At 67.9% G+C, this 13,616-nt stretch carries 15 protein-coding genes; 6 read left to right on the top strand and 9 right to left on the bottom strand.

Going from position 1 to position 13,616, the window contains the following annotated elements; genetic code table 11:
• Positions 1-22: 22 nt before the first annotated feature.
• Genes AU192_RS04910 through AU192_RS04900 form a run of 3 tightly spaced genes read right to left on the bottom strand, consistent with a single transcriptional unit; the run spans position 23 to position 2,592 of the window.
• Positions 23-589 carry an LppA family lipoprotein gene (locus AU192_RS04910; protein WP_082694158.1) on the bottom strand — a complete coding sequence of 189 codons (567 nt, stop codon included), beginning with the start codon at positions 587-589 and terminating at the stop codon, positions 23-25.
• Between the two features lie 2 nt (positions 590-591).
• Positions 592-2,250, bottom strand: a complete 1,659-nt coding sequence (locus AU192_RS04905) for an alpha/beta hydrolase (protein WP_064394674.1) — start codon at positions 2,248-2,250, stop codon at positions 592-594.
• 12 nt (positions 2,251-2,262) lie between these two features.
• On the bottom strand, positions 2,263-2,592 hold the full coding sequence (locus AU192_RS04900; protein WP_064424890.1) for a hypothetical protein: 330 nt from the start codon (positions 2,590-2,592) through the stop codon (positions 2,263-2,265).
• Positions 2,593-2,816: 224 nt separating this feature from the next.
• Here AU192_RS04900 and AU192_RS04895 point away from each other — a divergent pair, with 224 nt between their 5' ends.
• The 4 genes from AU192_RS04895 (at position 2,817) to AU192_RS04880 (ending at position 6,158) form a co-directional block, all read left to right on the top strand.
• Complete coding sequence (locus AU192_RS04895) at positions 2,817-3,995, top strand: DUF7373 family lipoprotein (RefSeq protein WP_064394672.1); 1,179 nt, start codon at positions 2,817-2,819, stop codon at positions 3,993-3,995.
• A gap of 93 nt (positions 3,996-4,088) precedes the next feature.
• Complete coding sequence (locus tag AU192_RS04890; protein WP_064394671.1) at positions 4,089-4,589, top strand: pyridoxamine 5'-phosphate oxidase family protein; 501 nt, start codon at positions 4,089-4,091, stop codon at positions 4,587-4,589.
• A 4-nt stretch (positions 4,590-4,593) separates the two neighbouring features.
• Positions 4,594-5,073, top strand: coding sequence for a nitroreductase family deazaflavin-dependent oxidoreductase (locus AU192_RS04885; protein ID WP_064394670.1), 480 nt, complete (start codon positions 4,594-4,596; stop codon positions 5,071-5,073).
• A gap of 128 nt (positions 5,074-5,201) precedes the next feature.
• Entirely contained in the window at positions 5,202-6,158 is a 957-nt protein-coding gene (locus AU192_RS04880; protein WP_064394669.1) for a coiled-coil domain-containing protein, read from the top strand.
• Positions 6,159-6,326: 168 nt separating this feature from the next.
• Here the strand turns inward: AU192_RS04880 and AU192_RS04875 are convergent, their stop codons facing one another.
• Genes AU192_RS04875 through AU192_RS04860 form a run of 4 tightly spaced genes read right to left on the bottom strand, consistent with a single transcriptional unit; the run spans position 6,327 to position 8,895 of the window.
• Positions 6,327-7,130, bottom strand: a complete 804-nt coding sequence (locus AU192_RS04875; RefSeq protein WP_064394668.1) for an acyl-CoA thioesterase domain-containing protein — start codon at positions 7,128-7,130, stop codon at positions 6,327-6,329.
• A 27-nt stretch (positions 7,131-7,157) separates the two neighbouring features.
• Positions 7,158-7,490 (bottom strand): GNAT family N-acetyltransferase, encoded by a 333-nt coding sequence (locus AU192_RS04870; RefSeq protein ID WP_064394667.1) that lies wholly within the window; start codon positions 7,488-7,490, stop codon positions 7,158-7,160.
• Between the two features lie 7 nt (positions 7,491-7,497).
• Positions 7,498-8,463 (bottom strand): pirin family protein, encoded by a 966-nt coding sequence (locus tag AU192_RS04865; RefSeq protein ID WP_064394666.1) that lies wholly within the window; start codon positions 8,461-8,463, stop codon positions 7,498-7,500.
• Between the two features lie 15 nt (positions 8,464-8,478).
• Complete coding sequence (locus AU192_RS04860) at positions 8,479-8,895, bottom strand: EVE domain-containing protein (RefSeq protein WP_064394665.1); 417 nt, start codon at positions 8,893-8,895, stop codon at positions 8,479-8,481.
• A gap of 96 nt (positions 8,896-8,991) precedes the next feature.
• Here AU192_RS04860 and AU192_RS04855 point away from each other — a divergent pair, with 96 nt between their 5' ends.
• The gene (locus AU192_RS04855; protein ID WP_064394664.1) at positions 8,992-10,560 is read left to right on the top strand and encodes an acyl-CoA carboxylase subunit beta; all 1,569 of its coding nucleotides are present in this window, start codon (positions 8,992-8,994) and stop codon (positions 10,558-10,560) included.
• A gap of 181 nt (positions 10,561-10,741) precedes the next feature.
• Here the strand turns inward: AU192_RS04855 and AU192_RS04850 are convergent, their stop codons facing one another.
• Positions 10,742-11,032, bottom strand: a complete 291-nt coding sequence (locus tag AU192_RS04850; protein WP_064394663.1) for a WhiB family transcriptional regulator — start codon at positions 11,030-11,032, stop codon at positions 10,742-10,744.
• 308 nt (positions 11,033-11,340) lie between these two features.
• On the opposite strand from AU192_RS04850, the gene AU192_RS04845 reads away from it, so the two are divergent.
• Positions 11,341-12,066 carry a helix-turn-helix domain-containing protein gene (locus AU192_RS04845; RefSeq protein ID WP_064394662.1) on the top strand — a complete coding sequence of 242 codons (726 nt, stop codon included), beginning with the start codon at positions 11,341-11,343 and terminating at the stop codon, positions 12,064-12,066.
• Between the two features lie 10 nt (positions 12,067-12,076).
• On the opposite strand, the gene AU192_RS04840 is transcribed toward AU192_RS04845, so the two are convergent.
• Positions 12,077-13,375, bottom strand: a complete 1,299-nt coding sequence (locus AU192_RS04840) for a MinD/ParA family ATP-binding protein (protein ID WP_064394661.1) — start codon at positions 13,373-13,375, stop codon at positions 12,077-12,079.
• Positions 13,376-13,616 lie beyond the last annotated feature (241 nt).

The following is a 13,616-nucleotide window of genomic DNA, read 5'->3' as shown; positions in this document are numbered from 1 at the left end:
GGTTCGGCGATTCGAGGGCAGATCACGCGACGGGCGTCGGGGCCGCAAGGTCGGCTTGGCGAAGCCGGCAGTCTGATTTCGCGGACAGGATCGTGTTGGCCTTGGTGCCGAACTCGATCTCAATGCCGTCGGTGCTCCCGAACATGACGTCGCGATCGCCCGGATTGTCAACGAGGGTGGTCATGTCGGATGCGCCGAGGCGCGCGGCCCCATCCTTGATGATCGCCAGCGCGGGCGCCCACTTGTCATCCGGCACCGGCCCGGCGAACACGATGTAGACATACACCTGAACGGCGGACGTGCTGGCGTAGGCGCCACCGCAGCCACGCCAGCTGTCTTCCTTGATTTGCCACGTCAGGCCGGGCACGAGCGCGGCGACACGGTCGGCCATGTCGTGCATCGCCCTTCGGTACTGCTCTTGGGCCGCTTCAAACGGTGGCTTGGAACGAAGCGCGGCTTCTGGATCGCTCGTGGGTGACGTGCTCATACCACCGTCCTCCTGGCCGGCCTTCGACTGCTCGACGCAGCCCACCGTGATGAGTAATCCGATAAGGGTCAGCGCGATGATTCGCACGACGCGTGTCGCCACGTTCAGCCTCCCGGTGTCGCTCGCGGCAGCGGTACCTGGCCGCCCGGTGGAATCAGAGGGACCGCGGGCGGTAGTGGCGCGAACACTAGCTGGCTGTCCGGTAGTCCGGCCACAACCGCCGCGAGGTTGTAGCCGGACATCCGCAGGTCGCCGTCATCGTCCGCCCGGGGATAGTCGGCGTGGCTCTGCACCCCTTCACGGAAGACGCCGCTGGCATCGAAGCCCGCCTGTGACGACAGCTCAGGGAAGATGCCGGCGTAGGGGTCGGCACCCCACCCATGGAGCGGAGCCGTCGGAGCGACAAACGTGGTGATCGGATCATCTGGCGCTCGCATCACATAGGCGTTGTCGGCGCCGAGGCCTAGTTGATCGGGATTGGTAAGTCCCAGCCCGGGCGAGCCGTAAAAGACGACATCGTCCACGGGGTGCAATCCTTGCGCGTGTAGGTCCTGCAGGGCCAGAGACGATGTCAGCGAGCCGTATGAGTGGCTGAGCAGCGTCACGTGTGCATCCGGATTGTTGGCCCGGACCTCTTGCAGATACGAGGACAATCCGGCCGCACCCGCATGGGCTTGGTTGTCCGTCATTGTGGTCCAGAGGTCGGCCGGGCTCTTGGTGTTGAGGGGGTTGGGCGGTGCGTCGTACCCCAGCCATGCGATTGCCGTGACCGAACCAGACGTCCCCACTCGGTCGAGCTGGCGCTGGGCTGTGTCGCGCAGATTGCCTGCCTCGGTGACCATGTCGGGCAGGCTGCCGGTTGTGGTGCCGACGCCGGGCACCGACACCGACACGTTCTTGGCCGTGTCCGGATTACCGACCGCGACGGCGGCCAGCACCGGCTTGCCCGTGCCCGTTCGCGGGTCAAACATCGTCAGATAGGTTTCGGGCGCCTTGCCGAGCGCGTCATGCACGGCGTCCAGGTCACCGAGGTACCTCTTGGCGTCGGTCAGCTCCTTGCCGAGATTTTCCAGCTCGCTCATGGTGGCCGGGCTGTGGTCACCGGTCGTGTAGGCCTGAGCAGCCAACTGGTCGTAGCGGCTCTGCAATTGACCGACGTGGGCTCGGGCGCTCACTCGTTCAGCGTTGAGGCGCCGCTCGTTGGCGTCACTGGTGACTTGGGTCGGTGTGAGGCCGGCCGGCCCCACCGGTGGCCCGGCCTCGTGGGGAATCGGCTCGGCGCCGGTGGCCATACTGATCGCACGGGCCAGTTCGTCGTCGACTTGACGGGCATCGGCCAGGATCGCCGTGAGCTCCGCTTGGAGTTGCTCGGTCTTGAGCAAGACCTCCATCGGGTTATCGCCGGCGTTCGGCCCCGGCACGACTGTGTTCGTCAGGGGATCGATCTCCATGCCGAGCCGCGAGGCTTCAGCGCGCAGGTTGACCAACCGGTGCTTCACCGACTCGATGCCACCTGCGGCTTGGTCGGCCGCCCGCGCGACCGCTAACGCTTCGTTGCCGTGGATATCGAGATCCTTGCGCAGTTCTTCGTTTGCGTTCTTCGCCGCTTCGGCGGCGTCACCGCCCCACGTCCCGAAGGCGGGCAGCGTGGCGATGCCATCACGCGCCTCGAAGGTGGCCTCGGCCCGACTGCGCGCAGCGTTGAACACCTCGCGGACATCTCCCGCGTCCCAGCGATCAACGTCGGCGATCGAAACCGTCACGACAGCTGACCGTCAGAGCCCGAGGTCAAGGGCGGTCATCTGATCGCCTGCCGCCTTGAGGTTCTCCGCGTTCTGCCCATCTGTCTGTTCGTAGACCGCCGCGCCGGCACGTAACGCATGACCGTGGTCGACGAGGCGGCCAAAAAGGGCGGTCGAATCCGCCTGCCACTTGGCGACGGCTGCACTGAGCGCCACATTCGCCGCAGGGGGCACGCCCTTCTGCGCGCCCTCGATACGACTCGTTGCAGTGCCGTGCGTCAGCCACATGCCATCAGCGTGAGCATCCACCGTGGACGCGGACACCATCAGATCTTCGGGAGCGACCCGGACCGTATTCGACACAGACACTCCTCACGCGTCGAACGAACCAGCTAACTCAGATTACCGCGCCCGCGAGCGCGCTATGTGCGAGCAAATCGGTGCAGATCCATGGCGCACGACGTCGACCGGAAGGGGGTTGATGGCCGATGAGGATTTCTTTGGCTCGTCTCATTTGTATGACGTCCCGCCTCGGCATCGGCACGCCTGAATCTCTGGCCGACCCGGCGCAGGTAACTTTTCCAGGCATGCGGAACGCGATCCTTGCGCTCATCTCTGTCGTCGCGCTGCTCGCCACGGCGTGCACATCGACCGTCGAGGGATCCGCGGTGAGGGCGACCGGTGGGCCCGTGTTGGATTTCGACCGGTTGGACCCGGGCCGGTACCCAACGGCACCGCGGGATCCGCTCGGCGTCGCAGGCGATCCGATGCTCGGCGTGGTGCTCGAGGGCCAGCGACTGGCCAACAACGTCGTCGGGCCGTGGGAGGTCGACGAGGCGCTGACGGAATGGTTCGGCTTGGGCGCAATGGTGCTGCCCCGCGCCGAGGCGCTGGCCATGATCGGCCCGATGAACGTCGCCGCAGCGGCCGCCCGGCACGACTTCGTCACCGGCTTCGCCACGACGCGGACCGAGAAGAACAAGCAGATACTGCTCAACGCGGTGCTGCGCTTCGGCGACGATCGCGCTGCCCAGGCCGCGGCCGACGACATGGCCGACGCGGTATCGCAGCCGCAGGGCACCGACGGGCCGACGCCGAAGCTCGAGATTCCCGGCCACCCCGAGGCGCGCGCCAGCAGTCACACCGGGACCGACCGCAACATCGGGAAATTCGGTGCGGTGCGGTCGTTCACCGCGCACGGGTCCTATGTGTTGATGCAGCTTGCCCAGGCGACCGCCGGCATCGACGCCGCCACCCGGCTGGTGACCGAGACCCTGGACCTGCAGGGGCCGGAGATCGACAAGTTCCGCGCCACCGACCCGAGCGAGTTGGTCGACATCGCGATCGATCCCACCGGCCTGTTGGCCCGCGCGCTTCCGCTCGACGGCCGCGACCCGACGTTCACCAAGGGCGGGACCTACGAACGGCGGGGTGCGCTGCACTTCCAGTCCGATCCCGTGCGGTCGGCCAAGCTCTTCTCCGACACCGGCGTGAATCTGGTCGCGATGGCGGGCACGACCGTCTACGAGGCCGAGGACGTCGCGGGCGCCGCAGACGTGGTCGAGGAGTTCGCTGAGGAGGTGTCGGCGACGGCCAAGCCGGCCAACCCGGTGCCGGACATGCCCGGCAGCCGCTGCCTGCGCACGAACGAGGGCAGTTTCTACTGTCTGGCCACCGCCGACGAGTACACCATCGAGACCAGTGCCCCGACTCTGCTTGCGGCACAACAGATGACGGCCGCGCAGTACATCATGCTGATGAGCTAGCCGGTACACCGCCAAGCACCAGCGCCGCGAGTTCGTCGGCTGAACTCCATCCCGGTGACGGTCGTCGCCGCCGCGACCTGACAAGATCGGGCCGTGGGCAAGAACGAACGCGCGAAGATCGTCATGTCCGACGACGAGGTCGCCGAATTCATCGAACGCAGCCGCACCGCCACGATGGCGACCGTGCTTCCTGACGGGCGGCCGCACCTGGTCGCGATGTGGTACGCCGTGCTCGACGGTGAGATCTGGTTCGAGACGAAGGCCAAGTCGCAGAAGGCCGTCAACCTGCGACGCAACCCGACGGTCACCGTGATGGTCGAGGACGGCCACACCTACGACACGCTGCGCGGCGTGTCCATCGACGGCAGGGCCGAGATCGTCGACGACCCGGAAACCATTCTGCGCGTGGGTATCAGCGTGTGGGAGCGCTACACGGGACCCTATTCCGACGACATGCGCCCGTTCGTCGACCAGATGATGAAGAACCGCATCTGCGTGCGGGTGGTGCCGCTGCGCACCCGCAGCTGGGACCACCGCAAGCTCGGTATGCCCGAGATGCCGCTGGGTGGCAGCACGGCGCAGTACCTAGGTTGATTCCATGGACCCGAACAACAAGCCCAAGCAGCTGAACTCGCCTGTCGTCACGAAGATCATGAAGTACGCGGGCAAGGCCCACGTATGGGTGTATCGCCGCTCGGGCGGCAAGATCGGCGCGACGTGGCGGGTGGGCGCGGGTTTCAAGAAGCCGGTACCGACGCTGCTGCTCGAGCACATCGGGCGTAAATCGGGCAGACGGCTGGTGTCCCCGCTGGTGTACATCAACGACGGCGAGGACGTGATCGTCGTGGCGTCCCAGGGCGGCCGCGACACCGATCCGCAGTGGTACCGCAACCTGGTGGCCAACCCCGAGGCCCACATCGAGATCGGCTCGGACCGCCGGGCGGTGCGCGCCGTCACGGCCACGCCCGATCAAAAGGCGCGGTTGTGGCCGAAGCTGGTCGAGGCCTACGCGGACTTCGATACCTATCAATCGTGGGCCGACCGCGAAATTCCGGTGGTCATCCTGCAGCCGCGCTGACGACACGCCGACTGCGACCCATCTCACACCCCTGCAGCGTTCGACTCCCCCCACACGCCGGGTAGCCAACAGGACAGGTGCACCCCAGCGCCGACCGAAACCGTCAACGCTTAAGGGGCGAAAAATCTATGACTACCAAGAACACACTGATCGCGCAGTTGCGCACGATTCTTGACCTGACGCACACCGAGATCCAGGTCGCCGAGACCCGGATCGCGCAGGCCCGTACCGAGGCTGTCCGCCGCGAGCTGACTCAAAACGCCGAGAACGGCCGCATCCGTGCCGAGGCGATCGAGAAGGCGATTCGCGATCTGGGTGGCTTCCCTGACACCATCGGCCCGTTCCTGGGCCGCGCCGCCGCCGCGGTGAAGGCGCTCACTGAGCAGGCACAGCCGTTCGATGAGGCGCTGCTCGGCGACCTGGCGCTCGAGGATCAGCTGCTCGACCGTGCCCGCTACGTCAAGGCGCTCGCGGTCGCAGCCAAGGAGCCGGCCGTGCAGGATCTCGCCGACCGCCTGATCACCGCGCACTCGGCGACGGTGAACTGGCTGACCACGGTGCTGGCCGAGGATGCCCTCGGTGGCCCGGCCGCGCTGCAGCGCACCCCGCTGCAGGCTGCTGCGGGTACCGCGGTGAAACTGGTGAACCTGCCGGGGCAGTGGTCGGCACAGTCGGTTGAGCGGCTCGCGGAGCTGCTGCGTTCGGCCGGACCGGCCGTCGATGATCTGCGCGAGCGTGCCCAGCGCGCCAGCGAGATCACCCTCAAGGCGCTCGGGGCGTCGCGTGACGGTGCCCTGCGCAGCGCGGAGAAGGTCGTCCGCCGTGAGGGTGCCGACGACGCGGCCGATGCGCTGCACAAGGCGCGCGCCGAGAGCGGTGTCGTCGACGCCGACGAGCTGCCGATCGCCGGGTACGAGGATCTCAACCTCAGCGACGCGGTGGCCGCGGTGAAGGATCTCGACGATCCGTCCGACATCCGCACGATCATCGCCTACGAGGAGATGCACAAGAACCGCCAGCGGCTGGTGTCGGCAGCGCAGACGCGCCTGGCCGATATCGCGCAGGAGGTTGTCGGCATCAGCTGACCTTTTGGATGGCACCGGAAACACCCCGCGGGAAACCGCGGGGTGTTTCTTGTCGCAAGGGTTTTCGGTGGTGTTGCCGAATTCTGCGACCGGGCTGTGAATTGTCGACGATCGCGACCCTGCCGCAGAAGTCGACGCGGAAATTAGTGCGAGGCGCGGATCGCCGCGCTACATACGGGGCGGCGTGAAGCCGGGGTTCGCCAGCGCATTGGCCACGCCGCTACCGATGGGCCCGTACTCGTCGACGAGGGTCGCGGTGCCGGTCGCCACTCCGGCGTCGCTGAAGTGGGTCAGTGCGGCCAGCCCGAGATAGGGCCCCTTCGGCAGCCGCGACAGCGTCAGTGTGTAATCGGCGTTGATCCACTGCAGGCCGCTCGGCCCGAAGTGTGTCAACGAGCTGACCATGTCGCCGGCCATTGCGGCGCGGGTGAACGGCGTCAGGTCCACGCCCGCGACCAGCGGCCGAAAGTCGCGGACCCACAGGTGTTTCGGACCCGAGTGCTGCCAGTTCGCCAAGCCCTCGCCGGGTCCGGGTTCGCGCTCGTCCCTGCCGTAGGTCCACACCAACGTCGACAGTTCGCGGGGAATGGGATCGGGCGTCGGAGGCGGCGCAGGCATGGTGACCGGCGACGTCCAGATCTCGTCGGCGGGTTGTTCTCCGCGGCGGAGGAACAGCGCGGTCGCGCGCGCGACGGTCGTGTCGCCCTGCGTCATCAGCGCGTCGACCAGTTTCAGGCGGCGGCCTCGGCGGACGACGGAGGTCTCGACCCGAACCGCCGCCAGCGCGGCTGGGCGGAACAGGTCGACGGTCAGCCGGGCCGGCTGGAAGTCCGGGTCGCCGGCGTCGCGTTCGAGCACGTGACCGAGCAGACCGCCGGCGTAGTTGCCGCTGATCGTCTGTCCCCACGGACCCCGCGCCATCGGCGCGGGCACGAAGGCGTCACCGTCGGGGGTGAAGAACGCGGCCACCATCGCGAAGACGATAGCGGTTTAGTCGAACTAACGATTCTCCAGCCACTGCTCGACGTCGTCGGACACCGGATCGACGGCGTCGGCGAACTCATCGTGCTTCTCGACGTAGGACGCCACCATCTTGCAGACCGGCACGATGCGCAGCCCCTCATCGCGGGTCTTCTGCAGCGCCTCGCCGATCAGGATGGTCGCCAGGCCGCGACCCTCGAAATCGCTGTCCACCTCGGTATGGGTGAAGACTCGCTGACCGCCGCGGTCGGCGAACTCGGCGATTCCGACGCCCTTTCCGTCGACGGAGATGGTGTAGCGGTCGGCTTCGGCGGTGACCTCGGTGGGTGCGCCGGTTTTGTCGGTCGTCATGGTCTCTCTATACCCCCGGGTTGGGTCGCGGACGCAAGGTGACGTTGGGCAGCGGGGGAGCGGGCAACCGGGATACCCCGCCGCGGTAACCCTGCACCGCGCCGAACCGGTCGTCGCCGTCCTCCCACTGTTCGCGATAGGTCGCGATGTCGTCATGGCTGCGGCCGACGAAGTTCCACCACATGACCAGTTCTTCGGGAAAGGGCGGCCCGCCGAGCAGCACCAATCGGGCGGGCTCGCCGCCGCGGTTGGCCAGGTGCAACCTCTCGGCACCGGCCGCCTGGAACGCCAGGTCGGCGACCTCGAGCGCAGTGCCGTTGACCACTACGTCGCCTTGGTCGAGCAGCACCCCGTGCTCGAAAGCCGAATCGACCTCCAGCGTCACCTCCGCCCCGGGGTCGAGGTCGACCTGCGCGCCGAGCAGAGGGGTGAACGTGTCGACGGGGGAGCGCAGGCCTTCGAGTTCGCCGATGAACACCCGCAGCGTCGCGTCCCCGACTGCGCGCGGCACGGGGACGAAGTGTTCGAAGCCGCGCGCGGTGTCGCGCGCCTCGTCGGGAAGAGCCACCCACAACTGCACGCCGTGCAGGACCGAGGTGGCACTCGTCGACACCTCCGAGTGGCAGATGCCCGCTCCGGCCGTCATCAGGTTGAGCTCGCCGGGGCGCACCAGCGCGTGAACGCCGCCGCTGTCGCGGTGCTCGACCTCGCCGCGAAACAACCAACTGACGGTCTGCAGCCCGGTGTGCGGATGGGGCGGCACATCCATACCGGCACCGCCACGCACGTCGTGCGGGCCGTAGTGGTCGGCAAAGCACCACGCACCGATCAGCGATCGCTCCCGCTGCGGCAGCGTGCGCCGCACCCGGATCGCCCGCGGACCACCCAGCGGGACCTCCCGCGGATGCAGCACACCCGCGAACGGGACTGCCGCACAGGTGACTTCGGGCGGTGCCGGGTCGGTGTTGCTCATCAACCCACAGTAGGTCTAACCCGCACCCGTCATCGCCGAACGGATCACCTCGAAGTCAGCGTCACCGATCTTGAACACCCCGAAGCGGAACTTGTATCCCCACCGCGACTTGTCCTCGATGAAGTCCAAGTGCTCGATCAGCGGGCGGATGGGCGTTTCCGCGCAGTCGAGGAAATCGACGTTGCGTCGCCACCGCTCGGTGTCGGTTGACGCGTCGAGGTAGGGCTCGTCGTCGACGATCTGTCCGATCGCGGTGAACGCCTGCAGCGGTGGGCCGTCGGGGTAGACGGTGCGCGGGGAGTAGAAGACGATCCAATCGCCGCGGGCCATCCTGCGCAGCATCGTCGGCTTGCCGTGATTCGCTTGCGTGAAGCGGCCGCGTACGCCGAGTTCGACGTGGTCACGGCTCACTGTGTTGATCCAGTTCGTCATATCCGCACGCTAAGCGCGTCGGCCGACAGTTCTCGGCGTTGCGCGAAGTGCCTGTGGATAACTCGAGTCGACGTCGCGTGATTAGCATCGGACGCCGTGAGTGACGAGTCGGTGCGCGACGACCACGCCGAACTATTGCGACGCCGCGAACTCACCGAGGACGCGGCCCGCCCCGATGCCGTGACCAGGCGACACGAGGCGAACGCCAGGACCGCTCGGGAGAACATCGCCGACCTCGTCGACGCGGGCTCGTTCGTCGAGTACGGCCGGTTCGCGATCGCGGCGCAGCGCCACCGCCGCGACCTCGACGACCTGATCGCACGCACCCCCGCCGACGGTCTGGTCGCCGGGACGGCACGGATCAACGCCGACCTGTTCGGCGCCGAGCGCAGCGCGTGTGCGGTGCTGTCCTACGACTACACGGTGCTGGCCGGTACGCAGGGCGCGCTGGGCCACCGCAAGAAGGACCGGCTGTTCGAGCTGATCGAGCGGCTGCGGCTGCCGACGGTGTTCTTCGCCGAGGGCGGCGGCGGGCGGCCGGGCGACACCGACTATCCGGCGGTGTCGTCGCTCGATGCGCGCGCGTTCAAACTGTGGGCGGCGTTGTCGGGTGTGGTGCCGCGCATCGCCGTCGTCCATGGCCGCTGCTTCGCGGGCAACGCCGTCATCGCCGGGTGCGCGGATCTGATCGTGGCAACGGAGAACACGTCGATCGGCATGGGCGGACCCGCGATGATCGCCGGCGGCGGGCTCGGTGACGTGCCACCCGATGAGGTGGGCCCGATCAGCGTGCAGTCACCCAACGGTGTGGTCGACGTCGTCGTGGCCGACGAAGCGGAGGCGGTCGCGGTGACGAAGCGGCTGCTCGGCTACTTTCAAGGACCGACCGAGCCCGGACCGGTCGCCGACCAGACACGTTTGCGCACAATCGTTCCCGAGCGGGCCCGCCGCGCCTATCAGGTCGCGCCGATCGTCGAGACACTTGCCGACGAGGGCACGGTGACGTTCCTGCGGACGAAGTTCGCGCCGGAGATGGTGACGGCGCTGGCCCGCATCGACGGCCGCGCGGTCGGGATCATCGCGAACAACACGATGGTGATGGCGGGTGCGATCACGGCCGCCGCCGCCGACAAGGCGGCCCGCTTCCTGCAGCTGTGTGACGCGTTCGGGCTGCCCGTGCTCTCACTGGTCGACTGCCCGGGCTACATGGTGGGCCCGGCGGCCGAGTCGGAGGCGCTGGTGCGCCGCGCGTCGCGGATGCTGGTGGCCGGTGCGGCACTCGAGGTGCCGCTGCTCGCGGTGATTCTGCGGCGCGGGTACGGACTGGGCGCGCAGGCGATGACCGGCGGCAGCCTGCACGAGCCGGCGTTGACGGTGGCGTGGCCGGGGGCGCACCTGGGACCGATGGGCCTGGAGGGCGCGGTCCGGCTGGGTATGCGCAAGGAACTGGAAGCGATCGCCGACGAGGACGAGCGCGAGGAACGAGTCAGACAGGCGACGGCGGCCGCACAGGAAAACGCCAAGGCGCTCAACGCCGCTGCGCTCTTCGAGATCGACGACGTGATCGACCCGGCGGAAACCCGTGACGTGGTGATCAACGCGTTGACTGCGGCCACGGCGCACGCGCCGCGTCGTCAGGGCCGACGCTTCGTCGACACCTGGTAGAAGAAAAAGGACGGTGCCGCCTGCGCCTCTCGGCGATTGGTCGCTCGAAGCGACGATTCTGTTGGGGCCCGGGGCATGCCCGGCACCGTCGCATCCATCAACCAGCCGGTCCACAGAGATATTCCGGGCGATGGTCGAGGCCCGCCGCCGACCCCCCGATCGGCGGCGAGCCGACCGGTGATCAGGCCGATTCCGCGTAGAGCCGACGGTCGCGCACGGGGTGGCCGTGCTGTTCCGCCAGCGATCGCAGCTGCCGCAGAGCAAACGTGCGCCCACGCCCGGCCTCGGGCACGAAGATACCCGCCCACAGACCCTCGGCCCGCGGAAGCTCGCAGGCCTCCCGTGCGCAGAGCCAACGGCGAGGGCACGCGCGACAGATGGCCTTCGCCTGCTCGTCAGCCGATGTCGTCCACCGCTCCGGGTCCCGGGTGCAAGCACCGACGGGCGTCTCATCCCATTCAGTCGTGTTCATTCGTGATGCTCCTCTGCACTGTGTGCGGCCCGTCGGTCGCGATGGCGAAAACGTAGCGCATAAACCGTAGCGATGCAACGGTTTACTACGGACGCCCGTATGGCGGACGCGTCGAAATACGCCTTGAAGAGTAGATCTACCGGCTTCAGGGCCGCCAAAAGCCGTAGCACCGGCCGATACAGATCTGACTGAACTGGAGCGTCGACACATTTGGTGGCCGCCACGCCCCCTCAAGCCGTAGCGCGCAACATAACGACGGATACGATTACGGCGACTTCTCACCCCCGCCCTCGAGGACCCGCCGCGCCATGACCAATCCGGAGTCGACCGACGGATCGACCGAGGCGCTCGATGCGGGGATGGTGCGAGCGGGTGCGGCCGCCGCGGCTCGACGTCGTGAGCTCAACATCAGTCAGCGCAGCCTCGCAGCGGAGGGCATCATCAACGCCGGCGCCCTGATCGCGTTCGAGAAGGGGAGAAGCTGGCCGCGGGAGCGGACCCGAGCAAAGCTGGAAGAGGTGCTGCAGTGGCCACCCGGCACGATCGCCGGGCTCCGGCGGGGAGAGCCGGCCGGCGACCGCCCCGCGGCGGCGCCGCGCAGTGACGAGGTGCCGTTGATCGCCGAGGCGGTGATCACCGCCGCGAGGACCTTCGACTCGGCCATCGCGGCGCTACCCGCAGCCGAGGACCCGGAGTTCGGCGCGAAGGCGGCCAAGATCCTGGCCGACCTTCGTCAGCTGGAAGCCGTCGCGGCGCGGGCGGCGCGGATCAGCAGGGTGACCCCGCCCCTCATCAAGGCGTTGAGCGCCGTGCGGACGCGGTATGACGAGCTGATGTTGCGCGCGGCGCGATCCCCGGGCGCGACGTTGGGTCAGCGCCTCTACGCGGCGCGGCGCCGGGCGAACCTCACCATCGCCGAAACCGCCCAGGCGGCCGGGGTTTCCGATGACGACATTGCGCACGCCGAGGCAGAAGAGCAGGTGCCGGTGCAGGCTGTCGAGGCGATAGCCGCACTCGTCGACGAACTCGGTTGAGGCATCAGAATCAATAGCGCTCGCGGCTGCGGTCGTCGCTGGCGGGGAAGTGGTCGGCCAGCGCGGCGGCGATCTCGAGGAACCGCCGACGGGTCTTCGCGGACATCTCCGACGTCCCGTTGATGACGCCGCCCGGACGCAGGTGCCCGTCGAACGGCACCTCGATGACCGTCTGGCCCTGACCCGAAAACTGCTGGGCCAGAATCGAACGCGTGCGCTTGTCGGCGTGCCCGTCGGAGTCGTTGAGCACGATGACCGTGCGCTGAAGCAGCCTCGTCAGCCCGCGCGCAGCCAGCCAGTCCAGTGTCTGGCCGGCCACAGCGGCGCCGTCGACCCACGGTGAGGACACCACGACCATCGCGTCCAAGTCCCGAAGCACCTCCTGGGTGACCGGGGAGTCCATCGTCGAACTGCAGTCGATGATCGAGATCGTGAAGTAGCGATCCAGTCGAGACGTGGCTTCCCGGTAGATGGCCGGGTCGAGCACGCGGCGACGCGCGGGAGTGCCTTCACCGGCGAGCACGAACAGTCCGGCGGCGTTGTTTCCGACACGGCTGCGGACGTCGGCGAAGGTTTCCAGGTGCTGGTCGGAGGCCAGTTCCCAGTACGAGCCCTGGGCCTTGGGGTCGACCCGGCTGCCCAGCTTGCCGAACGCGGTATCCGCGTCGATCGCGACGACCCGGTCGTCCTGACGTATCTCGGCGAATACCGAGCCGATGCTGGCCGAGACGGTCGTCTTGCCGACCCCGCCCTTGCCCATAACGCCGATCTTGTAATGACCCCGCAGCGCGCCCCGGATCTTCGCTTCCAGCTCGGCCTGCCGGATCTCGTCCGGCCCCGGGCCGAGGTTCACATATCCGAAGGTGGCTCGATACAAGGCGTACCGCCAACCGCGGGTGGGCGCGGCCCTGCGCGGAGGCACCAGTTCGTCGGGCCTGATCCGTTCTGCGTAGGAGCCCGGTTGCGGCGGTGCGGCTTGGCCCTGAGGTCCGGGACCCGGCCACGGTCCGGCCGGCGGGCCGGGCTGCTGCGGAGGACGAGGCGGTGGCTGTTGCCTGTTGGGGTGGCCCCACATCCGCGGATCGGGACGGGGTGCCGGTACCGGTCCAGTGTCGTGAAGAGAGTCCGGAGGTGGGCCGAATCGGGTCGGCTGCTCGCGGAAACTGGCGCGCGGTGCGTCCGGATCCGGGAAACCCGGTGGCGGCGGTTGCACCGGCTCCGGTTCGGAGGGCGGTGGCGGCTCCTGTTCGGGTTCTTCGGGGCTCGTCCAGCCGAGTTCTTTGCGCAACGCGTCATCGCGGTCGCTCAATGCGATCTCCTCCGAATGTCGTCTATCGGTCCCCGGGCTCAAGTATCAACCACGGTCCCACCTTCCCCCGGCCAGCATTCCCAGCTAACACCGAGCGAGAGATCTCGGGGACGACGTGAGCCGCCGCGAGCCGACGTTCAGCTGGCTGGAACCGTCGGCGGGCATGCTTGCCAGCGGAAGCAGCCGTCAGCGGCTTGCGCACACTAAGACAGTGGACAAGTGCATCAATAGAGTTTGCTAC

Origin of the sequence: Mycobacterium lehmannii, from assembly GCF_001499925.1 — a bacterium.
GTDB lineage: Bacteria > Actinomycetota > Actinomycetes > Mycobacteriales > Mycobacteriaceae > Mycobacterium > Mycobacterium lehmannii.
Note: the sequence above shows the minus strand (reverse complement) of the source record. Positions and strands in the feature narration are given on the sequence as shown.